Source organism: Candidatus Zixiibacteriota bacterium, assembly GCA_035380245.1.
In the GTDB taxonomy this organism is placed as follows: domain Bacteria; phylum Zixibacteria; class MSB-5A5; order GN15; family FEB-12; genus DAOSXA01.
The window spans coordinates 658,816-683,610 of record DAOSXA010000003.1 but is presented as its reverse complement, the minus strand read 5'-3'; the positions used below and the strand labels follow the sequence as shown (position 1 = coordinate 683,610).

The 24,795-nt window shown below is 51.8% G+C and carries 36 protein-coding genes and 3 tRNA genes; all 39 read right to left on the bottom strand.

The window, feature by feature from the left end:
* Nucleotides 1-268 precede the first annotated feature (268 nt).
* Nucleotides 269-1,213, bottom strand: a complete 945-nt coding sequence (locus PLF13_13325; GenBank protein HOP08257.1) for a PorV/PorQ family protein — start codon at nucleotides 1,211-1,213, stop codon at nucleotides 269-271.
* 750 nt (nucleotides 1,214-1,963) lie between these two features.
* The gene (locus PLF13_13320) at nucleotides 1,964-2,767 is read right to left on the bottom strand and encodes a M48 family metallopeptidase (protein HOP08256.1); all 804 of its coding nucleotides are present in this window, start codon (nucleotides 2,765-2,767) and stop codon (nucleotides 1,964-1,966) included.
* 19 nt (nucleotides 2,768-2,786) lie between these two features.
* Nucleotides 2,787-3,191, bottom strand: coding sequence for a hypothetical protein (locus PLF13_13315; protein HOP08255.1), 405 nt, complete (start codon nucleotides 3,189-3,191; stop codon nucleotides 2,787-2,789).
* 32 nt (nucleotides 3,192-3,223) lie between these two features.
* Nucleotides 3,224-5,359, bottom strand: coding sequence for a glycoside hydrolase family 57 protein (locus PLF13_13310; GenBank protein ID HOP08254.1), 2,136 nt, complete (start codon nucleotides 5,357-5,359; stop codon nucleotides 3,224-3,226).
* A gap of 30 nt (nucleotides 5,360-5,389) precedes the next feature.
* Nucleotides 5,390-6,064, bottom strand: a complete 675-nt coding sequence (locus PLF13_13305; GenBank protein ID HOP08253.1) for a tetratricopeptide repeat protein — start codon at nucleotides 6,062-6,064, stop codon at nucleotides 5,390-5,392.
* A 148-nt stretch (nucleotides 6,065-6,212) separates the two neighbouring features.
* Nucleotides 6,213-7,613 (bottom strand): outer membrane protein transport protein, encoded by a 1,401-nt coding sequence (locus PLF13_13300; GenBank protein HOP08252.1) that lies wholly within the window; start codon nucleotides 7,611-7,613, stop codon nucleotides 6,213-6,215.
* A gap of 216 nt (nucleotides 7,614-7,829) precedes the next feature.
* Nucleotides 7,830-7,903, bottom strand: a tRNA-Arg gene (locus PLF13_13295).
* Nucleotides 7,904-7,950: 47 nt separating this feature from the next.
* Nucleotides 7,951-8,475 (bottom strand): adenine phosphoribosyltransferase, encoded by a 525-nt coding sequence (locus PLF13_13290; protein ID HOP08251.1) that lies wholly within the window; start codon nucleotides 8,473-8,475, stop codon nucleotides 7,951-7,953.
* The gene (locus PLF13_13285; protein ID HOP08250.1) at nucleotides 8,468-8,773 is read right to left on the bottom strand and encodes an acylphosphatase; all 306 of its coding nucleotides are present in this window, start codon (nucleotides 8,771-8,773) and stop codon (nucleotides 8,468-8,470) included. The genes PLF13_13290 and PLF13_13285 overlap by 8 nt, the downstream gene beginning before the upstream one ends.
* Entirely contained in the window at nucleotides 8,770-9,258 is a 489-nt protein-coding gene (locus PLF13_13280) for a TIGR00725 family protein (GenBank protein ID HOP08249.1), read from the bottom strand. Before PLF13_13280 ends, PLF13_13285 begins: the two co-directional genes overlap by 4 nt.
* An 83-nt stretch (nucleotides 9,259-9,341) precedes the next feature.
* Nucleotides 9,342-9,415, bottom strand: a tRNA-Pro gene (locus tag PLF13_13275).
* 145 nt (nucleotides 9,416-9,560) lie between these two features.
* Entirely contained in the window at nucleotides 9,561-10,325 is a 765-nt protein-coding gene (gene surE, locus PLF13_13270; protein HOP08248.1) for a 5'/3'-nucleotidase SurE, read from the bottom strand.
* Complete coding sequence (locus tag PLF13_13265; protein ID HOP08247.1) at nucleotides 10,318-10,776, bottom strand: DinB family protein; 459 nt, start codon at nucleotides 10,774-10,776, stop codon at nucleotides 10,318-10,320. Before PLF13_13265 ends, surE begins: the two co-directional genes overlap by 8 nt.
* 175 nt (nucleotides 10,777-10,951) lie before the next feature.
* Complete coding sequence (locus PLF13_13260; protein HOP08246.1) at nucleotides 10,952-11,080, bottom strand: hypothetical protein; 129 nt, start codon at nucleotides 11,078-11,080, stop codon at nucleotides 10,952-10,954.
* A 203-nt stretch (nucleotides 11,081-11,283) separates the two neighbouring features.
* Nucleotides 11,284-11,973 (bottom strand): glycosyltransferase family 2 protein, encoded by a 690-nt coding sequence (locus PLF13_13255; GenBank protein HOP08245.1) that lies wholly within the window; start codon nucleotides 11,971-11,973, stop codon nucleotides 11,284-11,286.
* Nucleotides 11,974-12,064: 91 nt separating this feature from the next.
* Nucleotides 12,065-12,142, bottom strand: a tRNA-Pro gene (locus PLF13_13250).
* 57 nt (nucleotides 12,143-12,199) lie between these two features.
* Complete coding sequence (locus PLF13_13245) at nucleotides 12,200-12,550, bottom strand: MerR family transcriptional regulator (protein ID HOP08244.1); 351 nt, start codon at nucleotides 12,548-12,550, stop codon at nucleotides 12,200-12,202.
* A 21-nt stretch (nucleotides 12,551-12,571) separates the two neighbouring features.
* A complete protein-coding gene (locus PLF13_13240; protein ID HOP08243.1) occupies nucleotides 12,572-13,579 on the bottom strand; it encodes an NAD(P)H-dependent glycerol-3-phosphate dehydrogenase in 1,008 nt (335 codons plus the stop codon).
* 8 nt (nucleotides 13,580-13,587) lie between these two features.
* Nucleotides 13,588-14,250, bottom strand: a complete 663-nt coding sequence (gene plsY / locus PLF13_13235) for a glycerol-3-phosphate 1-O-acyltransferase PlsY (GenBank protein HOP08242.1) — start codon at nucleotides 14,248-14,250, stop codon at nucleotides 13,588-13,590.
* Nucleotides 14,251-14,380: 130 nt separating this feature from the next.
* Entirely contained in the window at nucleotides 14,381-14,872 is a 492-nt protein-coding gene (locus PLF13_13230; GenBank protein ID HOP08241.1) for a hypothetical protein, read from the bottom strand.
* Between the two features lie 239 nt (nucleotides 14,873-15,111).
* Nucleotides 15,112-15,510: a 50S ribosomal protein L17 gene (rplQ, locus tag PLF13_13225; protein HOP08240.1), complete on the bottom strand. Its 399-nt coding sequence runs from the start codon at nucleotides 15,508-15,510 to the stop codon at nucleotides 15,112-15,114.
* An 11-nt stretch (nucleotides 15,511-15,521) separates the two neighbouring features.
* Nucleotides 15,522-16,511 carry a DNA-directed RNA polymerase subunit alpha gene (locus tag PLF13_13220; GenBank protein ID HOP08239.1) on the bottom strand — a complete coding sequence of 330 codons (990 nt, stop codon included), beginning with the start codon at nucleotides 16,509-16,511 and terminating at the stop codon, nucleotides 15,522-15,524.
* A gap of 29 nt (nucleotides 16,512-16,540) precedes the next feature.
* Nucleotides 16,541-17,170 (bottom strand): 30S ribosomal protein S4, encoded by a 630-nt coding sequence (rpsD, locus tag PLF13_13215; protein HOP08238.1) that lies wholly within the window; start codon nucleotides 17,168-17,170, stop codon nucleotides 16,541-16,543.
* A gap of 32 nt (nucleotides 17,171-17,202) precedes the next feature.
* A complete protein-coding gene (rpsK, locus tag PLF13_13210) occupies nucleotides 17,203-17,598 on the bottom strand; it encodes a 30S ribosomal protein S11 (protein ID HOP08237.1) in 396 nt (131 codons plus the stop codon).
* A 26-nt stretch (nucleotides 17,599-17,624) separates the two neighbouring features.
* Nucleotides 17,625-18,011, bottom strand: a complete 387-nt coding sequence (rpsM, locus tag PLF13_13205; protein ID HOP08236.1) for a 30S ribosomal protein S13 — start codon at nucleotides 18,009-18,011, stop codon at nucleotides 17,625-17,627.
* 44 nt (nucleotides 18,012-18,055) lie between these two features.
* Complete coding sequence (gene rpmJ / locus PLF13_13200) at nucleotides 18,056-18,172, bottom strand: 50S ribosomal protein L36 (GenBank protein ID HOP08235.1); 117 nt, start codon at nucleotides 18,170-18,172, stop codon at nucleotides 18,056-18,058.
* A 23-nt stretch (nucleotides 18,173-18,195) separates the two neighbouring features.
* Nucleotides 18,196-18,414, bottom strand: a complete 219-nt coding sequence (infA, locus tag PLF13_13195) for a translation initiation factor IF-1 (protein HOP08234.1) — start codon at nucleotides 18,412-18,414, stop codon at nucleotides 18,196-18,198.
* 8 nt (nucleotides 18,415-18,422) lie between these two features.
* On the bottom strand, nucleotides 18,423-19,169 hold the full coding sequence (gene map, locus PLF13_13190) for a type I methionyl aminopeptidase (GenBank protein HOP08233.1): 747 nt from the start codon (nucleotides 19,167-19,169) through the stop codon (nucleotides 18,423-18,425).
* Between the two features lie 23 nt (nucleotides 19,170-19,192).
* Nucleotides 19,193-19,837 carry an adenylate kinase gene (locus tag PLF13_13185; GenBank protein HOP08232.1) on the bottom strand — a complete coding sequence of 215 codons (645 nt, stop codon included), beginning with the start codon at nucleotides 19,835-19,837 and terminating at the stop codon, nucleotides 19,193-19,195.
* Between the two features lies 1 nt (nucleotide 19,838).
* A complete protein-coding gene (secY, locus tag PLF13_13180) occupies nucleotides 19,839-21,146 on the bottom strand; it encodes a preprotein translocase subunit SecY (GenBank protein HOP08231.1) in 1,308 nt (435 codons plus the stop codon).
* Nucleotides 21,146-21,583: a 50S ribosomal protein L15 gene (rplO, locus tag PLF13_13175; protein ID HOP08230.1), complete on the bottom strand. Its 438-nt coding sequence runs from the start codon at nucleotides 21,581-21,583 to the stop codon at nucleotides 21,146-21,148. The genes secY and rplO overlap by 1 nt, the downstream gene beginning before the upstream one ends.
* Before the next feature lie 20 nt (nucleotides 21,584-21,603).
* On the bottom strand, nucleotides 21,604-21,786 hold the full coding sequence (rpmD, locus tag PLF13_13170) for a 50S ribosomal protein L30 (protein HOP08229.1): 183 nt from the start codon (nucleotides 21,784-21,786) through the stop codon (nucleotides 21,604-21,606).
* A gap of 30 nt (nucleotides 21,787-21,816) precedes the next feature.
* Nucleotides 21,817-22,299, bottom strand: a complete 483-nt coding sequence (gene rpsE / locus PLF13_13165) for a 30S ribosomal protein S5 (protein HOP08228.1) — start codon at nucleotides 22,297-22,299, stop codon at nucleotides 21,817-21,819.
* 36 nt (nucleotides 22,300-22,335) lie between these two features.
* A complete protein-coding gene (gene rplR, locus PLF13_13160; GenBank protein ID HOP08227.1) occupies nucleotides 22,336-22,710 on the bottom strand; it encodes a 50S ribosomal protein L18 in 375 nt (124 codons plus the stop codon).
* Nucleotides 22,711-22,727: 17 nt separating this feature from the next.
* A complete protein-coding gene (rplF, locus tag PLF13_13155) occupies nucleotides 22,728-23,273 on the bottom strand; it encodes a 50S ribosomal protein L6 (GenBank protein HOP08226.1) in 546 nt (181 codons plus the stop codon).
* Between the two features lie 18 nt (nucleotides 23,274-23,291).
* The gene (rpsH, locus tag PLF13_13150) at nucleotides 23,292-23,693 is read right to left on the bottom strand and encodes a 30S ribosomal protein S8 (GenBank protein ID HOP08225.1); all 402 of its coding nucleotides are present in this window, start codon (nucleotides 23,691-23,693) and stop codon (nucleotides 23,292-23,294) included.
* 29 nt (nucleotides 23,694-23,722) lie between these two features.
* On the bottom strand, nucleotides 23,723-23,908 hold the full coding sequence (locus PLF13_13145; GenBank protein ID HOP08224.1) for a type Z 30S ribosomal protein S14: 186 nt from the start codon (nucleotides 23,906-23,908) through the stop codon (nucleotides 23,723-23,725).
* A gap of 7 nt (nucleotides 23,909-23,915) precedes the next feature.
* Nucleotides 23,916-24,455 carry a 50S ribosomal protein L5 gene (rplE, locus tag PLF13_13140; protein HOP08223.1) on the bottom strand — a complete coding sequence of 180 codons (540 nt, stop codon included), beginning with the start codon at nucleotides 24,453-24,455 and terminating at the stop codon, nucleotides 23,916-23,918.
* 11 nt (nucleotides 24,456-24,466) lie between these two features.
* A complete protein-coding gene (gene rplX / locus PLF13_13135) occupies nucleotides 24,467-24,790 on the bottom strand; it encodes a 50S ribosomal protein L24 (GenBank protein ID HOP08222.1) in 324 nt (107 codons plus the stop codon).
* Nucleotides 24,791-24,795 lie beyond the last annotated feature (5 nt).

Sequence of the window (24,795 nt, the reverse complement as noted above, 5' to 3'; positions counted from 1 at the left end):
AACAGCATTTAACAGCGGCGGCGTCCCGGCAACATTAACCGACGACAAACAGGCTGAGTAACAATAAGTTACAAACGCAATTTCTCGGCGAAATAGAGATGGGATTAGTCGGACTTATTTTCTCCCGTATTTCTTATTTACTGTTGGAATGCTGCGCACAATATCTGCAAGTGATTGCGCAGAGGTGCGAAACCAATACACAAAAACGGACAGGCCGCCTCAAGGCCGCCTGTCCGTTAATTAAACCAATAAGGAGTAAAGGATTATCTTATTCGCCCACCCCTAAGGTCAAAGAAATCCGGTGCAAGCTTCCAGCCGTATAGCGATCATCGGGTGTGAAAGAATAGTCAAACTGCATCCGACCCATTCTTATACCGGCGCCGATAGCCGCTTCAGATCCGGAGACTTTATCAAAGCTACCCGGGATGTAGTTCATTCCGGTTCTTATATAGTATTGACCATCGAAGGTAAACTGTAGTCCCTGTCTAAAGGTCAGATCGCCATCGAACTGATTATCCAATTCGACTGAAGTGGTCAGCATATCATCGAAGAACCTGACGGCCAATCCTAACCGCGCGGAAGTCGGCAGCGGCTCAGCTACTCCGTCGAATTCCAAATCCGGTCCGACATTAGCCACCACCCCCGCCACGGTTACGCGACCGAAATTGGCTGATCCGCCCATATCGAAAGCATAAGTACCGGCAGAGATATCGTCCAGTTGCTGGTTGATATACTTAGCTGTAAGACCAAAGGCGAACATATCACTCAAACGATATCCAGCCGACAGACCGGCCGCCCAGTCATAGGCCGTGATCTGTTCACCGGTAGGACCGTTATAATCGGTTGCGGCAATCTCTCCATAGCCGACGTAGATCATTGAAAAGGCCATGGACAGGTTTTCGTTTACATTGAAACCAGCGGCTCCCTGTTCGACACTGATATCCTGGTACCACTCGAAATGCCCTAAGGTCACCTGACTGTTGCTCATATATGTTAACTGAGCCGGATTCCAATAGGCGGCATCGACATTTTCAGCAACTGCCGAGTAAGCATCCCCCATCGATGCTGAAGAAGCCCCCATGCCGACTTTTAGAAAATCAGCCGCTGTTCTCCCGGCATCAGTTGCAGCTACTGTAACCTTGCCCAGGAGAGCTACCAGAACGACCAGTAAAAACCAGCCGAGTAAAATCTTCTTAAGAACCCTGTATCCCATATCGTACCTTCCTGATCATTGACCTTGCCCCTTTTGCAAGGGTTCCGCCTGTTTCACGGTCAACAATTGCAAGGACAATGCCAAGAAGGGTGCTGTTTATTATTGACTCACCCCTTAAACGGGACAAATCACAATTACATTTAAGCCATTCAAACACAACCTGTTCGCGCAAGCAATCTTGCGGATCAGATTACTGAAACCCCATAGGCCCAAAAGCTCAACGATCCGCTGTCAGCCCATGTGCGTACCTTTCGCACAACTTGACCGGTAAAACCCCTTCTCGCTCTACCTAAGCGACGTCCGGTCAAGCTGTTAGGTACGACTGCTCATATCCCGACCGGTTTTCAGGTGGTTTGTTCAACCGCTGCTCATACCGGAACATAAACAATAGGGCTTCCCCAACAGCTATCGGTCTCATTAAACACTTTTTGAAGTCTGGTTCAACAAAAATTTTTCCCATTTCGGGAAAAACATTCCGCCACGTAAGCTATTGGGGTATACCGCACTACACGCATACAAACATTACCCAACAACCTGCACAGTCATTATTGGGAAATTGATTACGTTATCCACGAATTCGCCAACGAGATTTCTCGTTCCGATATCAACCTATAGCATCATTTTATATGAGAGTCAAAGAGGATATCAGAGAGCGTAAACGACACTTAAACGCTACGGTTCACGTAGAATACGTCTATTGGTGATTATGATAAGGTCTGAAACCGGGAGATGAAACGTAGCCTGTGGCAACTAATGCAATCTGCGTTTCATTGATTGATAACGCTCCGTTCCGGAGCTTAATCCGGGAGGTAGTGGTTTCATCTCAGCGATTTGTTTGGTTGCGTTAGCGATTCGCTCTTGTGTCTCGGGATGAGTTGAAACCAGTTTTTCAAAACTACTGGCTTCCCCCTGCTGAGCTCCGAGCGCCGCTAACTTCTCGAACATACCAAGAGCACCTGCCGGATCATAGCCGGCCTTGACCATATAATGAATTCCATACTGGTCGGCTTCTCGTTCGTTGTCACGGGAATAATCGGCCAACAGAAGGTTCATCCCGGCACTAATAGCTGTTCCCAGCACCTGACTGGCGCCCTCATCTCCAAAGACCAGTTCATAGGCCGCCGCTACCCCCAACGATGTCTGTAACCGCTTGATACCGTGCCGCGCAACCACATGTGATATCTCATGAGCCATTACGGCCGCCACTTGTGCTTCGGAGTCCATCTGCTTAAGCAAGCCCGTATAGAAATAGATATAGCCACCGGGAGCCGCGAAAGCATTGACTTGATCCGACTCTATGACTGTAAAATGATATTCAATATCATGACGGTCACAGACAGCTACGATCTTCTGCCCCACTTCATTGATATAAGCCTGCCATTGCGGATCGGCCAGGACCTTCTCCTCGGCTTCAACTTGCTGAGCCATACCGGCGCCAATAGAGACTTCCTGGGAGGTTGGAATAATGATAAGCGACTTCTGCCCCCCGGGACCGGTCGTGGCACATGCCGCCAGCAACAGCAATAATGCCGTGACAGCGAAGAATCTAGGCAAATCTACCCCTTTTTATAGTCTAGAGCTTTGAACGATCGGCCAGATCGCCAATGATCGGTAACCGATAATTACGTCCCTGTACGGCGAAAACTATCCCGGCCACCGATAATCCCGCAGCTAGAAGAAGGATCCCTTTAAAGACCAAATCGGAAATGGCATCAACCAGGAACAACACCGCCACTAATTCAATCAGGAATAAAATCACCCCCTGGCGGGCGTGAAAGCGGGCTTCCTTATTATCTTTCATCGTAAACAATGGAATGAAACAAAGGAACGGGATATAGGCCAGTATCGCCGCCATGCGACCTTCGTCAGAAACGAATTCATCCCCGGCCTGATCTTGCTTAGTGTGATTGTCGTCGAGGTGAGGTAGTTCTCCGGACGGACCCGATTCCGGTTCATCCTTGAAAAACGATTCAGCCATCGCCTGCCTCCATCCTTAGCGGCCACCCAGCATCAGGGATAAGTGGGCCAGAACAACTCATCACCCGGCGGAGCGATCTCAAAACTTATCTCATTCGATTCCGGCCATTCTTCCACGACATCCAGATCATCGAAAATGCTGATCTGGATCGAAACCTTACCGTAACCGGCATCAAAAATAACCGATCTGTCAACACCGATCTCGAGTATCTGTCCTAAATAACAGACTACTCCAGGTTCGTTAATTCCGGTGCGGCAGTCTTTGGCATCCAGGTTCAAAGTAGTCGGACGCGTCGATTGAACCAGGAGCTGAAACTTCGGCTTTATTAATGAGTCTATGCCGTTTCTATCGGTAAAGTCAAGACGAATATACAAACGTTTGTGATCGTAGGCGAAGTAGATAGCCGACACCAGGTTGTCGACTCGATGCATTGCTCCGCCGGAGCGGAGACAATCGAAATATCCTGCCCCTGCCCACTCGTAGAAATATGTCAGACGACCATCAATGGTCGGAGTTACCAGACTGTCGGGCAAAACCGGTTTAAGCGCTGCCCCGCGGTTATATATAGCCGTGTGCAACTTAATCGGAATGTCCAATCCGAGCAATTCGTATACTCCCATGAGGTGGTGGCGATAGATGACATCGAACTGCTCATTGTTTTGACCGCGATGTTCGTCGCCGTACCACCAACACCAATCGGAACCCTCGGCAATATGTAATTGCTTCCACGCTGCCTGGCGGACATCCTCAGCCATATCAGGATGATCGTGCTCATAAGCGATCAACGCCTCACGAGCCTCCCAGAGAAGATCCCAGGCGGCATTGTCTTCATGATGCCCGATCCAGATTCTGAAGTTATGATTGATCCAGGAACCGGCGTGCAGTTTCGGCAAACGTCTCGCGGGGGTTTTCTCCGCGGCGTCAGACATCCCCACCATCTCGATCAATTTATCTTCGGCAAGCGTCCGATAAAAACGTCTCAGGAAAGATAATCCATCGTTAGGGAAAAACTCCCAGGCATTCTCACCGTCCAGAATTACCGGTACGACGGTTTCCTCGATTTGGTCGGGGCTGAGTGAATCACGCATACGGTGCAAGGTATTTACGAAATCTTCCGTAGAGCGCGCAGCATCCCAGCCGGAATACACAAAACCTATTCGGTCGGAAAGCCCGTGATCACGGAAGAACATTTTCAGACCGTTGGTATATTCATAAACGTGATGCGCAGCGTCTCCGCCAACCATCAATCCCGATTTTTCGAGCGAACAGCGCAGGACTTCCTCATCCGAGGCTATCCACTTGATTCCCTTTGTCCGGGCCAGTTCCGCCACCTGAGATGAAATTGATCCTTCTGAGGGCCACATCCCGACCATGGGACGACCGAACAATGTCTGAAACAACTCCATCGACTTTTCAATATGCCAGGCGGCATCTTCGGGATGTTGAAAGCGATGCTTGGGTAGTTCAAGATTAGGGGTAGCCTCGCGTGCAACGTCGGTATCACAAAGCAGCGGTAGAATGGGATGGTAATAAGGCGTAAATGAAAGATCGATACGGTTCTCGTCGAGCGCTTTTCGATAGGCGGGAATGATCTTTTTCAGGTGTTCCAACTGCCAATTCAGGAGCTCTTGCTTCTGTTCTTCGTGGTATTGTCGACCTTGTTCAAAAAGTCTCGCGATCAGCGGATCTCCGCGAAACAACGGATCTACCCATACTAAATTAGACCATACCTGCAAATCACGTAATTCCTCAGCGGAGAACAGCGCTGCCAGAACGTCACTGTTGGCCTCCGAACGAGCTTTTTTATAGAGCTGAAGATAGCGCGGGTATGGTTCGATCATGGTTGGCGGGTGAGCGCAGAAAAACGTCTCCAGGACCCTTGTCCGTTGTGCGGGACTTAGCTGTGAAGCATTCATCCGGCTGAGATCGAGATGAGGATCCGACCCACCTTGCACATAGAGGTCAATTTGATCGAGAAGTGACGGAACCAGGTTGAACGTTACTTTCACCGACGACTGCTCAGTCGCCAGCATAAGCATATCCAAATAATCCTTGGTTCCATGGAGACGAACCCAGGGCAGAACCAGATGGTTCGACCCGGGTTCCTGATAGTTAGGCTGGTGCATGTGCCACAGCAGCGCCAGTTTGATCGGCTTTTTCTCCGGCACAATTAGCCCCTTACTGATAACGTCGTAGAATTACCCCGGATACTTTTCCTGAAAGATCCTGATCGCCCGATTAGCCAACTCGGTCCCTTGGTACGATTTCGTTACGTGATCGAGCTGTTCACGAGCCAGGTTTTCTTGTTCCGTTTCTAGATAGCAACGCATGAGCGCCAGACTGTAATCGCCGTCAAGCGGCCCATCAGGATATGCTTTTATCGCTTTGAGATAATAATCGGCGGCCTCGGTAAACATTGACTGGTTTTCATAGGCAACGGCGATACCGGCTGCGGCCGCAGCTCTTGTCATAGGAAAACCTTTCGTTTCCTTGAGATATATCTCATAATAGCGAGTAGCTTCCGAATAGTTGCGTGAACGAAGATTCAAATTACCGAGAAGATAGGTTGCTTCGTCCGCCAACGAACTACTACTGTGTTCGCTAACGATCGTTTGCAAGCGCATCGATGCTTCCTGGGTGTTTCCCCTGCGGTAGTAAGCAACGGCCTCAGCGAATTTCGCGGCCGCTTCTTCATCGCTGGTCACTCGCGATTGCGCATAATAGACCACTGCTACCGAAAGCAAAATCACGACAACCAGTCCGATCGTCACAAACTGCCAATTGTCCTGAAACCATCCCCGTGACTTGAGCATGAAGATGGTGAACTTATCTTCTTTTATCTGCCGCTTGGTCAGCTTGACCTTCTGTTGCATTTTCTCTCCTTAAGAGTTCCTCTATACCGTAACCGTATAATTCGTGTATCGGCAGTCCATACAAGCAGGGTTAGTCGATCTCGACTAACCCTGACCAAATTCTGATCCAATTACTAACAGACTCTATATTCGTACAGCCCTGAGAAGACTAGAAATACCCGGTAAAGGTGAAGCCGACATCGTGGTTCTTCACCTTGATTTCAAGACCGGTAGTCTCGAAATCACGATCAATCATGCTGTAGGTGTAAGCCCAGTCAAGATGGATCTGACTCCAGTGAATCCCGGTGCCGGCGGAAAGATCGACACGTGTGGGAGAGCCATCGAGATTGGGTATCGGAGTGGGAACGACACCAAAACCGGCACGGATCGGCACCAAACCGAAACTGGTCTGTTTCATGTATTCCGTTCCGATTCGGAAAATAAATACATCATCCCATTCCGGATCGACTTCGGAGAATGTTTCGGTCGTTTTACCGGACTGATCGAGTTTGTAAGATTCCCGTATCCGCACCTTGGAAGAGCTGAAAGCACGATATTCGGCCGTAGCGGATACCAGTAAATTCTCGTTAACTTGGCGAGCGTAACCTAGAGCCACCATGAACGGCATATGGTATTTTATCAGAATGTCATCATAGAAAGTGGTATCAGTACCGGTGCTCTGAGGAAGACCGTTAATACTGTTAATCACGTAGATAGACTTATTGGTCTTTACTCTCAAATCGAACGGAGTCTTTATCACCATCGCCAGACTGTTTTTATCTACAGTGTATTTCAAACCCAGCGTGAAACCGATTCCGGAATACTTGGCGGTATCCACATCATAGTAGTCTTCGGTCATGAGTACGGGTTGCTCACCAGGTGAGACCGGATAGTCATGAATGTAATTGATATGGGTAATTTCCGTAGTCCCGTGGCCGGTATACACATTGACTCCCAATCCGGCGGCTAGACGCGAAGTCAGACGAGTACCGAAAGAGAACGTTGCACTCGCCACGCGAGCTCTGAAACGACGGTCGTCGGTTGTGTTCAAATCGAAATCTTCGGTTACCGCAATGTTATTGCGTGATACCGTCAAGGGAATCTGCATCGAATCCAACCAAGCCATTTGATAGAGATCGGTAAATTCCGTGTTATAGCTGAACGATCCTACGAACGGTCTTCCCTTAACTCGGAACGGAGCCACAAAACACAGGTCCGAAACACCGCTAAGACCGCGATCATGATTAAACCGCTGAATACCGCTGATCACGGTTCCGCTGTAGTCGGTATAGCCCTTCGGTACGATCGATCCGTACGAGAGAGAGAGCATTGGCCCCTCAATCGTCACCAGTCCGGCCGGATTCCAGGTGCCGGCGGTGATATCATCGGACACGGCGATGAAGGCATTGCCCATACCTTGAGCGCGAGCCCCAGCACCAGTGAAGTCAAAAGTATAGTAGTCCTGGTATGAACTCCCCTGAAGCGAGTAGTCGTCGGTCTCATCTTGAGCCATAACCGCCGCTGTCATTACCATTAGCAGAACCGCCACTACGCCAATACACTTCTTCATCGAGCTAACTCCTATTGCTACATCAAACACTTCTCATCCCTATCACTATGACGCACCAGGGGTGCGAAATAATTAACGAATATACATTCGACAATCTAGCCTGTCAACGACTTTAAGCACATAATTCGTTATGTATCTTATTAGTTATAAAGGAGTTGACGGCTAACTTGCGCCCCTGAAAAAGATTCCGAATTCTCGTTTCTCGCCCTTAAAAAATACCCCCGGCAGGAATCGAACCTGCGGCACTCGGTTTAGGAAACCGATGCTCTATCCTACTGAGCTACGGGGGCGTCAACGGCCCAAAGTAAACGGTTAGCATTGCAAAAGCAACGACAGTTTACTCCGAGTCATAACTGACGAGATATTTAACCGGATACCGGCTCAATTTCTCACGCCAGGGTAAAAATGACAAGTCAATTACAGCAGCTATGCCGGCTACTTCCCCCCCCAGCTCCTCGACAAGGTGAGATGCGGCCTGAAGCGTTCCTCCCGTTGCAATCAGATCATCAACGATTACGACACGGTCACCCGGTTTGATAGCATCCTCGTGAATTTCAAGGCTATCCTTGCCGTATTCCAGATCGTATTCGGAAGAAACGGTTCGAGATGGCAGTTTTCCCGGTTTGCGAGCGATTACCAGCCCGGCATGAAGTCGATCAGCCAGCGGTGCTCCGAAGATAAAACCGCGTGACTCGATCCCGAGAATGAGCGATGGTTCCCATGCTTTCACTACAGAGGTGAGTTCATCCAGCGCCAGACGGAAACCCTCAGGATTTTTCATGAGCGTCGTTATATCATAGAAAAGAACACCGGGCTTGGGAAAGTCCGGCACGGATCTGATGTATTTAGTGAAGTCAGTCATAATCCCTGTCTTTATAACGTGACATACTGATATTGAAATCGTGGAATTGTCCGGTAGGTTTAGTCCATGTTACGGAGACTTCCGATATTGCCGAGGTAGACGATCCGCTTTTCAACTCGGCGATAAACGCCTCGACAGCATCCCGATCTCCTTCAGCAAAGAGCGCCACCGAGCCATCCGGCTCGTTGCGCACCCAGCCCAGGATCCCCAGTCCCACTGCCTTACGATAACAGAAATAACGGAAACCAACTCCCTGGACATAACCAATAACGCGGAGTTCGGCCGCGACTGAATTCAAGCCAGGTCGTCTCCAAGGATATCGGCCGCCAGCGACATGGCCTTATCAGCTGCTTCTTCAGGCGAATCGACGTGTAAAATTTCATCGCTCAGACGCCAGGCATTGACCGAGATCACGGGTTTTTTAGCCTGCAATGCAAAGGCCATTTCGCTTAGTGTGCCGTACTTCCCGGGAAAAGCGATAACAACATCGGCCGCACGAACGACTAAAACATTGCGTGCCTCACCCATGCCGGTAGGTATGGAATAATCTATGTACTCGTTGGCATCATCCTTGTAGAGTGAGGGTAGAATGCCGACTGTCGTGCCACCCGCTTCCCGGGCGCCACGAGCTGCTCCTTCCATTATCCCCCCAAGGCCGCCGCAGACTATCACACCGCCTTTTTCGGCGATAAGTTTGCCACAAACCGCGGCCATATCACGCAGCTTCTTCGAGCACTTCCCCGCCCCAACAACAGCTATCATCGGCTTACGTTTTGCAGCCATTTGAGCCATCCTTTCTTGAGCCGTCATTGCTTGGTAAGTGTAGTCGGAATGGTGTCTGTCTATCTCTGAGGCCTGAGATAAAATCGGGGCGACTGGATTTGAACCAGCGACCTCTTAGTCCCGAACCAAGCGCGCTACCAAACTGCGCCACGCCCCGATCAAATCACGTTCAGATGGACATTATAGACTATTTCCTCATCTTGTCAACTGTTTTGTAGCCTCCTACAAATCATATATTTACAGTCAAAAACCAGCTCCGTCCCGCCTGGCTCTCGGAGCTTTCAGACAAAAAACGGAGGGAACTAAAGCCTCAGGGTTGTTTGTTTCAACCGGGCCAGAGCCTCCGTATCGGTAAATTTCATATTCAACGGGGTAATTGCTATTACGCCACGGGAGACAGTTTCAAAATCGGTTCCGGTATCGACCTTCCACTTTGGCCGCCCGCCAATCCAATAATATGGTTTTCCCCGCGGATCGGTCTTATGGATAACGATATCTTTATACTGCCGCACGCCCAGGCGGCAAAACTCGTACTTGCGGTAGGCACGACCGTTGTCGGGCGGTAAATTTACATTCAGAAACGTACTCGGACCCAGGTTCATTTCATCGTAAATTGCCAGGAGTTTATGCACGAATTTAGCCGCTCGCGCCATTGGTATTCCAGGTTCATGATGCGCCATGGATACGGCTATCGACGGAATCTGTAAAATCGAGCCCTCGATTGCCGCTGCGACCGTACCGGAATACGTGACATCGTCGCCCATATTGGCTCCGTGGTTGATTCCCGAGATAATCATATCCGGTTTTCGGCGCTTGAACAACAGGTGAATCGCCAGCATCACACAATCGGTGGGGGTGCCGTCGGTAGTGTAGCAGGATTTGTCCAGTTTGTGAATTCGCAGAGGGCGATTGAGCGTCAGGGAATGTGAGCTGGCGGACTGTTCCCGATCCGGCGCCACGACAAACACCTCCGCTTCGGTCAACAACTCCTCTCGCAGCGCACGGATTCCGTCGCTGAAATAACCGTCGTCATTGGTAAGTAAAATCCGAAGCTTGCGTTTAGACATGGGGGACCTCCAGTCCCTGCATGTGCATCAGCATAAAAAGCTGTCCGCGATGACGTGCCTGATGCTCCACCACATGCCAGCTCAACCAGCGCTTGGATACCTTCTCACCGACATCCTTGATCAGATAGAACGTCTCATCCCAGTCATCGCTTGTTTGCGATTCGAGCCATTCGCGGGTCACCTCGAAGTACTTATCGAGCACCTCGAGAATCTGCTCCGGAGTATGGGTCTCTCCAAACGGATCGTCGTCGCCGTCGCACCAGTCCTGCTCAAGAGCGACACATTCAATCCACCAGGCTTCGGTCTCAACGATGTGCCGGAGGATATCAGCAACCGACCAGGGATGCAGCCCCGTGCGCCAGTCAAGCTGTTCCTGCGTCAGACCGACCACCGCGGCACGCATTTCCTTACGCACCGTGTCGTAGTTGGAAAACAGATCCGATAGCTTCATGTGGAGGAGTCTAAAAGATTGACCCGGTTAAGGCAAGCTAATCTTAACCGGGCTACACTGAATAATACGAAATCAAATCAGCGAGATTATTGGTCCAGTTTAACGGATGGGGAGACGACAGATCCGATCCCGGCACTCCGCCATAGTCACGACTATATGACATAGTCACTCGGACCTATTGATTCAAAGGTGATCCACCCCCCTGTTTCTTTTCTCGCTTCATTTGCTTTTTCTCTTTGGGAGAGTGTTTCGGTTTCTTCTTATTCTCCCGTTTCGCCTTATCCTTGCTTCCTTTGTCAGCCATAACGAATCTCCTGAAATGAAATCATTCACCCATAGCTGAGTTTTATCATCCCCATATAAGTTATACGAATATATCATCGCCAATGATGCAGGGCTATACAACAAAAAATCCCCCCGTATCACAGCAATACAGAAGCGTCGCCATCCTCTTCCGTCATATATTATCAATGATTTAAATCACGCAGACACAACCGACTTCCCCCTCTACGCCCACACTCTCTTCCACATCAGGCGGACGAAACGAAGGGTGTCAGCCATAGGATTGATGAATGAAGGCGAGCCCTCGTAGACGGTTGAGATCGGCACCTCTACTACCGGGCAACCCAGCGCCCCCGCCTTGAAGAGCAGTTCCGATTCGAAATCATACCCGATCCGGCGCAGGCGCAACGCCCTCAACAGCCAGATCGGAATAAGGCGATAGCCGGATTGTGAATCCCGCACCCGCTGTGACGAAAAAACCGAGACGATGATTGAAGTGAGATTGTTCGAGAGCCAGCGCGCGAACGGCATCACTTTCGGCTTGATCACGCGCACCCCCAGCACCAGACGTTGTCCGTCGTCCTCGGCCAGAAAGCGCGGCACCTCCTCGGGCAGGTGCTGGAGATCGGCATCGATCGTCAACACCGAGCGATACTCATGTTCCATGGCGTACTCGAATCCAGCCTTGAGTGCCGCCCCTTTCCCCTGGTTTTCGCGGAATGTTATATACCGAACGCTTTGATCGGCAAGAATGGCGGCGGTTTCATCGGAGGAGCCGTCGTTCACTACCAGCAAATCATCATCGTTGACATGCTGTCGCAGACGATGAAGCAACTCCGGCAGATATTGTGCGGCGTTGTAGGCCGGAATCAGCACCAGGGTATGATTATAATGAGTCGTATTCATCGTATTCATTATACAAATCGGTCGATTCCGGGCACAATATAGAATGGACCACCGAGACTTATGCCCACCCCAATATCTTATTAAACTGTTCGATTGGTTATGGTCGGAGCGAGCCGATTTGAACGGCCGACCTCTCGCACCCCAAGCGAGTGCGCTAACCAGGCTGCGCTACGCTCCGACTTGATCTTGCACGGCTTATCGCCGGGCTTGAAAAATAGCCAAAAATGGCCTGAGTTCAAGCTAAATCTTTGAGCAGGTCCTCGATATCCTTGCGAATTTGCCCAATCAGGGTTTTTGTTCGAGCTGAGGTTTTAACCTCCTCCACCTGCTCCGAAGGACGCCGCATGGTCAATTTAGCCCGGGCGCCGGCGATGGTCAGCTTTTCCTTGGTCCGGAGATGGTTGATCCGATTGATCAACTCGATATCCTTGGAAGTGTACATCCGACTGCCACCCCGATTCTTGCGCGGTCGCAGCATGGAGAACTCCTTCTCCCAATACCGAAGGACATACGGCTCCAGTCCCGTGATCCGGGCTACCTCACTTATGGAATAATACAGTTTCTCGTTAGCATCAACTTTTGTCATGCCAACCTCCGTCCTATCCTCTTAACGCCAAATCTCGGCTTTCAGCTTGCGACCCATCAGATCGCTGACTGCAGCCGAGGGCGGCTTATCTTCAAACAAAACCTGGTACACCTGCTCCGTTATCGGCATCTCTACATCATATTTCTGAGAGAGCATGTAACCCGAGCGCGTGGTCGCGACTCCTTCGGCTACCATGTGCATCGCCTTGAGAATATCGGCGAGCTTTTGCCCCTGGCCGATCTTCTCCCCCACATGGCGATTGCGACTGTGACGACTAATACAGGTGGTAATCAGATCACCGAGTCCCGACAGTCCGGCGAATGTTTCCGGCTGCGCTCCGAGCACGGTTCCCAACCGTACCATCTCAGCCAGACCTCGAGAGATCAATGCCCCGCGTGTGTTGTCTCCCATTCCGAGGCCGTCGGTAATTCCCACCCCGATCGCGATGATATTCTTGAGCGAACCGCCCAGTTCCACTCCGACCACATCATCACAGGTATACATCCGAAAATACTGATTGCTGAACCGTTCCTGGAGTTTCTCAGCCAGGATTTCCGACACACTCCCGACCACGACTGAGGTCGGCATTTCCCTGGCCACTTCCTCGGCGTGTGACGGCCCCGACAGCGTGGCTATCCGGTCCGCCATCACTCCGGTCTGTACGGCAATCACTTCCGACATTCGCTGCAACGATTCGTTTTCGATCCCCTTTGCCAGACTCACCAAAGGTGTATCCGGAGCGAGACGATTTTTTAATCCGCCAAGAGCGGCACGCATGGACTGCGACGGTATCGCCAGCACGATCAGATCGGCCCCATCGATCGCCTCATCGCGGTCGTTGGTCAGATCGATACTCTCCGCCAGCCTGAATCCGGCCAGCTTTTCTTCGAGTCCGCGATCCGCTACCAGGCGGTTGTATTCGTTGCGGTCGAATTCCCAGAGAATTACATCGGCGCCGTTGTCATCGAGCACCTTGGCTATCGCCATCCCCCAGGATCCGGCTCCCAGTATCGCTACCTTATTGAACATGTTGCCCTCTATGCTTTCCCCGATTTCGACGAAAGCGAAAATCTATTCTCTCGTCCGTGAAGCAACCGACCGATATTCTGACGATGCGTAACCAACACCAGCATTGCCAGCACGACTCCCATCCAGACATAAACCTCGGATATCTCGGCATGCATCACGAATCGTTGAACCAGCAGAACTGCCGCCAGTGCCAATCCCGCCAGAATCGAACCCAATGAAATGAAGCGCGAAATCAACACCGTTACGATAAACACCAACAGGGCGATCAGGGCCTGTACCGGGATCAATGTCACTACCACGCCCAATCCGGTAGCCACCCCTTTGCCACCCCGAAAACCCACGTAAACCGGAAAGACGTGCCCCAGAACCGCCGCAAAAGCCGTAACCACCAGGATTAACTCGTGCCATGCGGACAAATCGGCAGCGTATTCACCAAGCCAGACACGGGCGAGCATTATGGCGGCCACCCCTTTGAGAATATCTCCGGCGAAGGCCAGAATACCTGCCGTTGCTCCCGCCGCACGCCAAACATTGGTCGCGCCCAGATTGCCGGAACCGACACCGCGCAGATCGGAGATACCGTAAAGGCGGGCGACTATCAAAGCGAACGGAATAGCGCCCAGCAAATAACCAAGCACCACCGGTAAGGCGGCTCGTAAAAGATCGTTCAAAGGGTCAAGAACCTTCCGTTTACGTGCAAGTAAAGCGGCGGCGATGCTCCCGGAAATGCCTGACATCGCCGTTCAGGTTGGTTATTATCAGGTCTCGGGGAACCGGCAAAGACGATTCCCCAAGACCGGTTTATTCATCTACCGTTGTTTCTTCCAATAACACCGTCGAGTCGGCAGTCAAAGTCGTATCGATTTCCAGTATTGCCGGACCCGCTACCTCAGCCAGCTCAGGATAGAGTTGTATCATCGCCTGAACCAGACGCTCGATATCGTCAGCCGTGTACGGCTGTTCCTTAATCGATTCACCGGCTTGTTGTACGAACAGCGCCAGCTCCTGTGGATTCTGGTCGGGCTGATCAATTTTCTCGATGAAAACTTTCGTTACTCTGTTATAACGATCGACGTCGACCCCTTCAACCGGATGTGCAATAAGTTCAGACTGGATTCCTTTCACGATTGTTTTTGCACCGACAGCCGCTAGTTTATCCAGGTTCGACACACAGTAAATCACCATAGCCACGATAAGTACAATTATCGCGCCTATCACGATCAGTGTCACCTTGAGACCGGTCGACATGCCCTTCTTGGGTTGTACAACAGGATTAATGGGTTGATCAGTCATCCTAACCTCTCAATCTCGAACAGAAGCGTTACTTTATGAATTCATCGTAATTGTCTGAGCTAGTTAATGTCACGATGCGACTTCCCTGTGTCCCTGCGCATTTATATAACACACGGACGGCTCGGAATCAAGCCCAACGATAGCAATGATCGTAAATTAATCTCATGACTGAGTAAAAAAAACCGGGCCGGTATTCAGCCGGCCCGATTGGACTTGTCTGGATCGTTATGATAGAAGGACTACTTGGCTTTTTTGTCCTTCTTCGATGGCTCTTCTTTGGGAGCTTCGATCATCAATTCGACCACCGAAAGAGGAGCGCCGTCGCCGCGGCGAACGCCGAGCTTGATGATGCGGCAGAAACCGGAGTCGCGGTCGGCGAACTGCGGGACAACCTCACCATAAAGCTTCTTGAACACTTTCTTACTCTTGACCGTCCGGGCCACCTGGCGTTTTGAAGCCAGCGTGTCCTTTTTAGCGGTGGCGATGACCCTGTCGACGATCGGCTTGAGAGCCTTCGCCTTGGCATCGGTGGTCTTAATCAGACGGTGTTCGATCAGCGACATGGCCATGTTGGTCAGCATCGCATCTCGATGGGCTCGGGTGCGCCCGAGCTTTTTCACTTTATCGCGGTGTCCCATTTTCTATCTCACTAACTGGTACTAGTTGGCTGTTCGATAAACTTGGAGATATCCATTCCGAACGAGAGGTTCATCTCCTCCAGAATGCTGCTTATCTCATTAAGCGACTTGCGGCCGAAGTTACGGTATTTCAACATGTCGCTTTCGGTTTTAGTCACCAGATCCTTGATGGTCTGGATATTGGCTGCCCGCAGGCAGTTGGAGGACCTCACCGAGAGCTCCAGCTCGTCGACCCGGGTGTTGAGCAGGTTACGAACGCGGATCACTTCCTCGTCCTCTTCCGGCTCCTCTTCCACCATAACCTCTTCATCCAGATGGATGAACAATTGCAGGTGATCCTTGATCAGCTTGGCGGCATACGAAAGGGCATCCTCCGGCGTAATAGAACCGTCGGTGGTGATCTCGAGGATCAACCTGTCGTAGTCGGTACGCTGTCCCACACGAGTATTCTCTACGGTGTAGGATACCTTGATGACCGGCGAGAAGAGGCTGTCGACGAAAATGGTACCGGCCGGAGCGTCCGGACGCTTATTAGCCTCGGCGACACTGTAGCTCTGACCGGAGTCAATATCGATTTCCATCTCAAAATCGATATCGTTGGTCAGTTCGCAGATATGCTGATCGGTGTTGAGGATTTCGACCGAGGGGTCACCCTCGAACATACCGGCAGTAATCTTGCCCTTGGTGTTGGCCTTGAGCGTGAGCGTCCGCATTTCGTCGGCATGCAGCTTCACGCGAATAGCCTTCACGTTCAGGACGATATCGGTCACGTCTTCATAGACGCCCTCGACCGTCGAGAATTCGTGCAGCACCGACTTAATGCGCATCGAGACTACCGCAGCGCCCTGAATGGACGACAGCAGAACGCGACGCAGGCAGTTACCGAGCGTATGCCCGTAACCGCGCTCGAGCGGCTCGACAATAAACCGAGAGTAATTGTCGGTCGCCGAAGACTGGTCGTTAACGACCTCCTTGGGCATGGTCAGTGGCTTCCATTTCATAGTCTAATAACCTCCCAAAGGGAAGAACATTACTTGGAGTAAAGCTCCACAATAAGTTGTTCGTTAACGTTTAGCGGAATATCGGAGCGCTTGGGGATCTCGAGCAGTTCGCCCTCGAGCGCCGCCTTATTCAAACGCAGCCACGGGAGTTCATCACCGCGTCCCACTTCCTTGAGGGCCGCGTGGACCAAATCCAGGTTCTTGGACTTGTCCTTGATTTTGATAATCTCGCCCGGCTTAATCGAATAGGCGGGAATATCCACAATTCGCCCGTTGACCATGACATGACGATGCCGAACCAGCTGTCTGGCCGCTTTACGAGAAGCCGCAAAGCCCAGTCGATAGACGAGGTTATCCAAACGCGATTCAAGCAGTTGCAGCAGGGTCTCACCGGTTACACCGGTTTTCCGATCCGCTGCCTTAAAGTAGTTGCGGAACTGCTTCTCAAGGATGCCGTAAATACGACGCATCTTCTGCTTTTCGCGCAGCTGAAGACCGTACGGAGATACCTTACGGCGGATACGTCCACCATGCTGACCCGGAGGGGTCGGCCGTCTCTCCATCGCACATTTATCGGTCATACAGCGTGTGCCCTTCAGGAAGAGCTTCTCACCTTCCCGGCGGCACAGCTTGCAGTTTGCATCACGGTAACGAGCCATCAAGTCTCCTATAACAATACTAATTCAAAATCTCATACACGACGACGTTTCGGCGGCCGACATCCGTTATGCGGAATCGGCGTTACGTCTTTAATCAGCGTGACCTCGAGTCCCGCCGCGGACATGGAGCGGATAGCCGCTTCGCGACCGGAGCCCGGCCCTTTAACCCAGACTTCAACCCGGCGCAGACCCATATCCATCGCCTCTTTGGCCGCTGTTGAGCCGGCCAATTGGGCGGCGAACGGCGTGGACTTCTTGGAACCCTTAAAACCGACTCGGCCGGCGCTCGCCCAGGAGATAATCTGCCCGGACTGATCGCAAACCGAAATAATGGTGTTATTAAAGGTCGCCTTGATGTGAGCCACACCGCTAGCGTCTACTTTGCGTGCCTTTTTCTTGGTACGCCCTTTTTTCTTAGCATCTGCCACGAAAGCACCTCAACCGTGTTTCAGTCTTACTTCTTGCCCGGCGGCTTCTTCTTAAGTCCGCCGATTGCCCGCTTCGGACCCTTCCGAGTGCGGGCGTTGGTTTTGGTCCGCTGGCCATGGCACGGCAATCCGCGACGATGGCGCAGACCCCGATAGCTGCCAATGTCTATAAGCCGCTTGATATTCATCGAAATCTCACCGCGAAGGTTACCTTCGACGTTGTATTCGTTTTCGATGACGTTTCTCAGCTTGGCTACTTCCTCATCGGTCAGCTTGTTTACCCGAGTGTCCGGGTTTATCCCGGTTTTCTGAAGAATCTGAGTGGCGCTGTAGGAACCGATCCCATAAATATAGGTCAGGCCTACTTCCACCCGCTTCTCCCTCGGCAAATCAACACCGGCAATTCGAGCCAATTGTGTCTCCTCAGTTTATCAACAAGACTAACTTAACTTTCCAACTAACCCTGGCGCTGCTTATGGCTCGGGTTACGCTTGCAGATCACTCGCAGGATTCCATGGCGACGGATTATCTTGCAGTGCTCACAGCGCTTCTTGATCGATGAACGAACTTTCATAACAACACCTTCAACTGCACTACTTATTTGTAGCGATATGTGATCCGCCCGCGAGTAAGGTCGTACGGGGATAATTCCAAAGTCACCTTATCTCCCGGAAGGATCTTGATAAAATGCATTCTCATTTTACCGGAGATATGAGCCAGAACTACGTGTCCATTGTCGAGTTCCACCTTGAACATCGCATTCGGCAGCGGTTCAATCACTTTTCCCTCAACCTGGATTGTCTGTTCTTTGGCCATAAGCTCCTTTACGATAATGTCAAAACGTCAGGACCGTTTTCAGTCACGGCCACCATGTGTTCAAAATGCGCCGAGGGCAACCCGTCGGCTGTGACATAAGTCCAGCCATCCGGTTTCGTGTAAACTTCCCATGTGCCCAAATTAATCATGGGTTCGATGGCGATGACCGTGCCGATCTCCAGCACCGGCCCCGCGTTCTCCGAACCGAAATTGGGAACCTGGGGATCCTCGTGCATATTCCGGCCGATGCCGTGCCCAACCAGAGCACGCACCACACCAAAACCGGCCCTCTCCGCAGTTTCCTGCACAGTGGCCGAAATCTGTCCCAATTTATTCCCTGGTCTCGCTTTGTCAATAGCCTTATCGAGACACTGGCGGGTTATTTCCATCAGCCGCGCCTTCTTGTCGGAAATCTGCCCAATGGCGAAGGTTCGGGCGGAATCACCATAGTAATTATCCACGATAGAACCAACATCCACCGACACGATATCGCCTTCTTTGATAACTCTTGTACCCGGGATACCGTGGACTACTTCCTCGTCAATCGAAATGCAGGCAGAAGCCGGGAATCCGTGATAGTTAAGAAAACCGGGTTCAGCGCCCTGCGAGCGAATGAACTCCTCGATGATCTTGTCCAACTCACCGGTAGTCATTCCGGAGCGAATGGTCTTCTCGACCATATCGAGCGTCCGCGAAACAACTCTTCCGGCGCGACGAAGGATCTCAATTTCATCTTTTGTCTTCAGTTTAATCACTGCAAATGCCTTAATATAATACTTTAGCCTTTTACGGCTTTCATGATGTCGTTAAATACGTTATCGGGAGTATTCTCGCCCCGAATTTCGACTAAAACGGACTCGTTCCGATAAAAATCCTCTATCGGCTGAGTCTGTTTTTTGTAGACTTCAAGGCGATTACGAACGACCGACTCCTCATCATCCGGACGACGCATCAGCTTGTCGCCGTCATTGTCGCAAATGCCTTCCTGCTTCGGCATGTTAGCCGGGTAGTTATAGGTCTTCTGGCAGGTCGGGCAGAAATAACGACCGGATAAACGTTTCACGATCTCTTCATCGCCAACAGCAATCAGGACCGCTTTGTCGAGTTCCATGGCGTTCTTAACGAACATTCCCTTGAGACTCTCGGCCTGAGGAACCGTGCGGGGAAAGCCGTCCAGGATAAATCCGTTCTTAAGCTCACCCGCCTTTACCTTATCTTCAATGAGGCCGACAATCAGAGCATCGGGGACTAGTTCCCCTTTCTCCATGTAGCCTTTAGCCTTCAAACCCAGTTCCGTGCCCTGCTTGACCGCCTCACGCAACAGGTCGCCGGTCGATAAATGCAGCACACCCAATTCTTTCGAAACGCGGGACGCCTGTGTCCCTTTGCCTGACCCCGGAGGGCCCAAGAAAATCAAGTTCATCTTACATTGACCTCCCGCGGATACGACCCTTCTTCATGAAACCATCGTAGTGGCGCATCAACAAGTGCGACTCGATTTGCTGGAGCGTATCCAGGGCCACACCGACCACGATCAGCAGACCGGTACCGCCGAAGAAGTAATTGACCTGAACCTTGGCCACGAGCACCCAGGGCAGAATGGCGATTGCCGCGAAGAAAAGTGCGCCCGGCAGAGTGATACGAGTTAAAATCTTCTCAATATAATCGCTGGTATTCTTGCCGGGACGAATACCCGGAATATAGCCGCCGTTCTTGCGCATATTGTCCGCCATTTCCATCGGATTGAACACGATGGCGGTATAGAAATAGGCAAAGAATATGATAATCAACCCATAGATAATGGAATACCAGAGTCCGCCGGGAACCAGCGCAACGGAAACAAGATTCTGGATCCAGTCGACATTCGGGAATAACTGGGCGACCGTCGACGGCAAAAACATGATTGACTGTGCAAAAATGATCGGGATAACACCGGCGGAGTTAACCGACAACGGCAAGTGTGTGGTAGCGCCGCCGAAAACCTTCCGACCCACGACCTTCTTGGGGTATTGCACCGGCACCTTACGCTGGGCGCGGGTTACCATGATAACGGCCGCGATAACACCGATCATCATGGCCACCAGGAGCAGTTCCAGAAGAATGCTGCGGGAGCCATACCAGACATAGCGGACTTCTTCGATAATAGCATCCGGGAAACGGGCGATAATACCGATGAAAATGATCAGCGAAATACCGTTACCTATGCCCCGTTCCGTAATCTGTTCACCGAGATACATGATAAATATCACGCCACAGGTGAATGTGATAATGGTCAACGGGATAAACCAAGTCGTGCTCATGTGCACGGCCGATACTCCGTTATGCTGAATGGTCGTCAGGAAGCCGGCCGTACCCCAGGCCTGCAGAGCACCGATAAGCACCGTCAGGTAACGAGTGTACTGGGTGATCTTGCGACGACCTTCTTCTCCCTCGCGCTGCAAGCGCTGCAGGTACGGAACGACCGAACCGAGCAACTGCAACATAATCGAGGCCGAGATGTACGGCATAATGCCGAGCGCGAAGATCGTGGCCTTGGCAAAAGCGCCGCCCGCGAACAAATCGAGCAGTCCGAAGATCGAGTTCTGCGAAAGCGCTGCCGCTAGAATGGAACCATCGACACCCGGGGTTGGGATATGACCACCCACACGGTAAACGATGAGAATACCAAGTGTGAAAAGGATCCTTTTTCTAAGTTCCTCAACCTTGAAGATCGACTTGAATGTTTCTAGCACTAAACCACCTCCGCCTTGCCCCCGGCCTTTTCTATCTTCTCGATCGCGGACTTCGAGAAGGCCTGTGCTTTAACGGTGAAGGCTTTCTGAACCTCGCCCTTGCCCAACAGCTTGAACGGGGCGTCGGCCTTCTTGATCAGACCGGCTTTGACCAGCGTCACACCGGTAATCTCACCCGGTTCGCAATGCTCAAGGTCAGCCACGTTAACGATCTGATAGACCTTCCTGAAGATATTAGTAAAGCCGCGTTTAGGTAGACGCCGCTGAAGGGGCCACTGACCACCCTCGTTGCCGAAGCGGTGCGTGTATCCGCTGCGGGCGCCCTGTCCCTTGTGACCGCGACCTGAAGTCTTGCCGAGGCCGCTGCCTGCCCCGCGTCCGACACGTTTGCGCGTCTTTTTGGAGCCGACCGGCGGTTGTAGCGTATGGAGTTCCATGGGAGCCTCTATCACCTCTTTTAGTCGATTTCTTCCACTTGCACCAGATGAGCGACGGCACGTACCATACCGCGTATCTGCGGTGTGTCATTGTGTATGACCGTCTTACGGATCCGACCCAGACCGAGCGCTTTAATGGTCCGCTTCTGGGGTTCCTTGCGGTCAATCGTACTGCGAATCTGGGTAACTTTTAGCCTGGCCATTTCATTCATCCTTTATCTGAGCCCAGATCGTTAATGGTCGCGCCGGAAAGCCTGTTCCTGATCGCGAGTACGCAGGAGCTGCAGACCGTTCATGGTGGCTTTAACCACATTGTTCGGATTGCGACTGCCGAGCACCTTGGTCAGGACATCCTGGATTCCCAATGACTCCAGGATAGCGCGAACCGCGCCACCGGCGATAACACCGGTACCCGGTGAAGCCGGCCGCATCATTACCGTGGTCGCGCCGAACTGGCCATCGATACGGTGCGGTATCGTCCCTTCGACGAGACTTATCCCGGTCATCTCTTTCTTGGCCGCCTCGGTGGCCTTGCGAATCGCCTCGGATACTTCGGGAGCCTTACCGTGACCCACGCCCACCTTGCCGTTGCGATCACCGACAGCCACTAAAGCTGTAAAGCTGAAGCGACGGCCGCCCTTGACCACTTTGGCCACGCGGTTGACGTTGATTACTTTCTCCTCGAATTCGAGGTTGTCTTGCTCGAATCTTGCCAATTTGAGCCTCTCTATTACTAAAGCGGACTTATTCTCTTAAAACTTGAGACCGCCTTCACGCGCCCCTTCGGCTACGGCCTTGATTCGGCCGTGGAAGAGATACATGTTGCGATCAAACACTACCGTTTCGATTCCCTGTTCTTTGGCCTTGCGGGCAATAGCCTGCCCGACCAGCTTGGCCACATCAACCTTGGACATGTCGTCCTTAAGTTCGGTTTTGATGTCTTTCGCGTTGGAGGCGGTGCCGATCAGGGTTCGTCCCTCTTCATCGTCAATAATCTGCACGAAGATATTATTGAGCGACTTGGCAACAGTCAGACGCGGACATTCGGCGGTACCAAACACCTTACCTCTGACCCGGCGACGACGCCGTACGGCCCGCTTAGCTTTCTTAGTATTCTTATCTGCCATCAGCTTAACCTCGTATATTAGGCGCCGCCGGCCGCCTTACCGGCCTTGGAGCGAACATGCTCACCGACATATCTGATACCCTTGCCCTTGTACGGCTCCGGTTTGCGCAGCGACCTGATTTTCGCGGCCACTTCGCCGACCAATTCCTTGTCGATACCTTCGACAATGATCTTGCTCTCTTTGGGCAGGTTCGTAAACTTGATTCCGTCCGGAGGAATGAAGATCGTCGGATGGGAGTAGCCGAGATGCAATACGAGCATCTCACCTTTCATTTCCGAACGATAACCAACGCCGACCAGTTGGAGTTCTTTCTTATATCCCTGCGAGACGCCTTCGACCATGTTGTGCAACAGCGCTCGAGTCAGTCCGTGCAGCGCACGATATTTCTTTAAATCGCTCGAACGGGTAACGACAACCTGGTTCTCCTCGAGGGCGGCAACGATATCAGGATGAATGGTACGTTCAAGAGAGCCCTGAGGTCCGGTCACCTTGATATGCTTGCCATCGATCTCGACCTTGACTTTGTCGGGAATCGTAATCGGTTGTTTGCCTACGCGTGACATCTTATAGCTTCCCTTTCACTACCAGCATCTGAGCAGCAGCTCGCCGCCGATCCCCTTCTTAGCCGCGTCGAAATTGGTCATTACACCGCTGGAGGTGGATACGATGGTCATACCGCGCTGGTTGAAGGTCGAATGGCGAACCTCGTCGGCGCTGGCATAGCGGCGAAGTCCCGGACGCGAGACGCGCTGGATCCCTTTAAGGACCGGTACATCGCCCTTACTGTAGCGCAGATATACCCGCAAAATACCCTGTTTGTTGTCCGGCAGCTCGGTTGAATCTTTTACGAAATCGGCTTCCTTAAGGATACGGACGACTTCACGCTTGATATTCGAGGCCGGGATATCCACCGCATTTTTGTGAGCTTTTGAGGCGTTTCTGATCCGCGTCAAAAGGTCGGCGAGAGGGTCGGTCATGCTCATTATTCGCTACTCCCAAACTTCCTTAGCTTCTACCAACTGGCTTTTACCACACCGGGGATTTCGCCAGCCAGAGCCATTTGTCTAAAACAGATGCGACACAGACCGAAGCGACGCATGTACGCCCGCGGACGACCGCACCGACGGCAGCGGTTGTATTGACGTACCTGGAATTTCGGCTTCCGGCCCTGTTTCTCTATCAAACACTTCTTAGCCATGGGTCCCCTACTTCCGGAACGGCATTCCCATTTCGGTCAACAGCAACCGAGCCTCTTCGTCGGTCTCGGCGGTCGTCGTAATGGCAATGTTCATTCCGCGGATTTTATCAATCTTATCATAATCGATTTCAGGAAAGATCAACTGCTCTTTCAAACCGAGGTTGTAATTACCTCGGCCATCGAATCCGTTGGGATTGACGCCGCGGAAGTCACGAATGCGCGGGATGGCGATATTGATCAACCGATCCAGGAATTCGTACATGACATCGCGCCGCAATGTTACGGAGCAGCCGATCGGCACCCCCTCACGCAGTTTGAAGTTGGAGATGCTCTTCTTGGCCCGGGTAACATAAGGCTTGCGTCCGGTGATCTTGGTCAAATCCTCGACCGCTGCCTCAAGAGCCTTGGCGTTCTCGATCGCTTCTCCGACGCCGATGTTAATCGACACCTTGGAAATGCGCGGGACCTGCATCGGCGATTTGTACTTGCCGTCTTTGGTCAGCTTCGGAACGACTTCTTCTTCATATTTTCGTTTCATGCTCGTCATAGCGTCTTACCTTAAATCTGCTCGCCGGTCTTGCGGCAGACCCGCACCTTATGAACTTTGCCGCCGTCGGATATCGCTTTGTTGGTGGTCTTGGTCGGACCACTCAGGGTCGAGCTGTACAGAGCGACGTTGGAGAGGTGAATCGGCGCCTCGATCGAGATGATCCCGCCCTTCGGGTTCTTCTGCGACGGACGCTGGCGACGTTTGCGCATGGCTACGCCTTCCACCAATACCGTGTTCTTCTCATAGTCGACATGCAGCACCCGACCGGTCTTGCCTTTGGCTGACCCCGTCCGAACATAGACCGTGTCGCCTTTTTTGATTCTCATCGCCATAAGCT

Excerpts from the sequence above, each read along its gene's own strand:
- PLF13_13325 (HOP08257.1), bottom strand. The coding sequence starts at position 1,213 with ATGGGATACAGGGTTCTTAAGAAGATTTTACTCGGCTGGTTTTTACTG.
- PLF13_13315 (HOP08255.1), bottom strand. The coding sequence starts at position 3,191 with ATGGCTGAATCGTTTTTCAAGGATGAACCGGAATCGGGTCCGTCCGGA.
- PLF13_13305 (HOP08253.1), bottom strand. The coding sequence starts at position 6,064 with ATGCAACAGAAGGTCAAGCTGACCAAGCGGCAGATAAAAGAAGATAAG.
- PLF13_13300 (HOP08252.1), bottom strand. The coding sequence starts at position 7,613 with ATGAAGAAGTGTATTGGCGTAGTGGCGGTTCTGCTAATGGTAATGACA.
- PLF13_13290 (HOP08251.1), bottom strand. The coding sequence starts at position 8,475 with ATGACTGACTTCACTAAATACATCAGATCCGTGCCGGACTTTCCCAAG.
- PLF13_13280 (HOP08249.1), bottom strand. The coding sequence starts at position 9,258 with ATGGCTGCAAAACGTAAGCCGATGATAGCTGTTGTTGGGGCGGGGAAG.
- surE (HOP08248.1), bottom strand. The coding sequence starts at position 10,325 with ATGTCTAAACGCAAGCTTCGGATTTTACTTACCAATGACGACGGTTAT.
- PLF13_13265 (HOP08247.1), bottom strand. The coding sequence starts at position 10,776 with ATGAAGCTATCGGATCTGTTTTCCAACTACGACACGGTGCGTAAGGAA.
- PLF13_13260 (HOP08246.1), bottom strand. The coding sequence starts at position 11,080 with ATGGCTGACAAAGGAAGCAAGGATAAGGCGAAACGGGAGAATAAGAAG.
- PLF13_13255 (HOP08245.1), bottom strand. The coding sequence starts at position 11,973 with ATGAATACGATGAATACGACTCATTATAATCATACCCTGGTGCTGATT.
- PLF13_13245 (HOP08244.1), bottom strand. The coding sequence starts at position 12,550 with ATGACAAAAGTTGATGCTAACGAGAAACTGTATTATTCCATAAGTGAG.
- PLF13_13240 (HOP08243.1), bottom strand. The coding sequence starts at position 13,579 with ATGTTCAATAAGGTAGCGATACTGGGAGCCGGATCCTGGGGGATGGCG.
- PLF13_13230 (HOP08241.1), bottom strand. The coding sequence starts at position 14,872 with ATGACTGATCAACCCATTAATCCTGTTGTACAACCCAAGAAGGGCATG.
- rplQ (HOP08240.1), bottom strand. The coding sequence starts at position 15,510 with ATGGGACACCGCGATAAAGTGAAAAAGCTCGGGCGCACCCGAGCCCAT.
- PLF13_13220 (HOP08239.1), bottom strand. The coding sequence starts at position 16,511 with ATGAAATGGAAGCCACTGACCATGCCCAAGGAGGTCGTTAACGACCAG.
- rpsD (HOP08238.1), bottom strand. The coding sequence starts at position 17,170 with ATGGCTCGTTACCGTGATGCAAACTGCAAGCTGTGCCGCCGGGAAGGT.
- rpmJ (HOP08235.1), bottom strand. The coding sequence starts at position 18,172 with ATGAAAGTTCGTTCATCGATCAAGAAGCGCTGTGAGCACTGCAAGATA.
- infA (HOP08234.1), bottom strand. The coding sequence starts at position 18,414 with ATGGCCAAAGAACAGACAATCCAGGTTGAGGGAAAAGTGATTGAACCG.
- PLF13_13185 (HOP08232.1), bottom strand. The coding sequence starts at position 19,837 with ATGAACTTGATTTTCTTGGGCCCTCCGGGGTCAGGCAAAGGGACACAG.
- rplO (HOP08230.1), bottom strand. The coding sequence starts at position 21,583 with ATGGAACTCCATACGCTACAACCGCCGGTCGGCTCCAAAAAGACGCGC.
- rpmD (HOP08229.1), bottom strand. The coding sequence starts at position 21,786 with ATGGCCAGGCTAAAAGTTACCCAGATTCGCAGTACGATTGACCGCAAG.
- rplR (HOP08227.1), bottom strand. The coding sequence starts at position 22,710 with ATGGCAGATAAGAATACTAAGAAAGCTAAGCGGGCCGTACGGCGTCGT.
- rplF (HOP08226.1), bottom strand. The coding sequence starts at position 23,273 with ATGTCACGCGTAGGCAAACAACCGATTACGATTCCCGACAAAGTCAAG.
- rpsH (HOP08225.1), bottom strand. The coding sequence starts at position 23,693 with ATGAGCATGACCGACCCTCTCGCCGACCTTTTGACGCGGATCAGAAAC.
- PLF13_13145 (HOP08224.1), bottom strand. The coding sequence starts at position 23,908 with ATGGCTAAGAAGTGTTTGATAGAGAAACAGGGCCGGAAGCCGAAATTC.
- rplE (HOP08223.1), bottom strand. The coding sequence starts at position 24,455 with ATGACGAGCATGAAACGAAAATATGAAGAAGAAGTCGTTCCGAAGCTG.
- rplX (HOP08222.1), bottom strand. The coding sequence starts at position 24,790 with ATGGCGATGAGAATCAAAAAAGGCGACACGGTCTATGTTCGGACGGGG.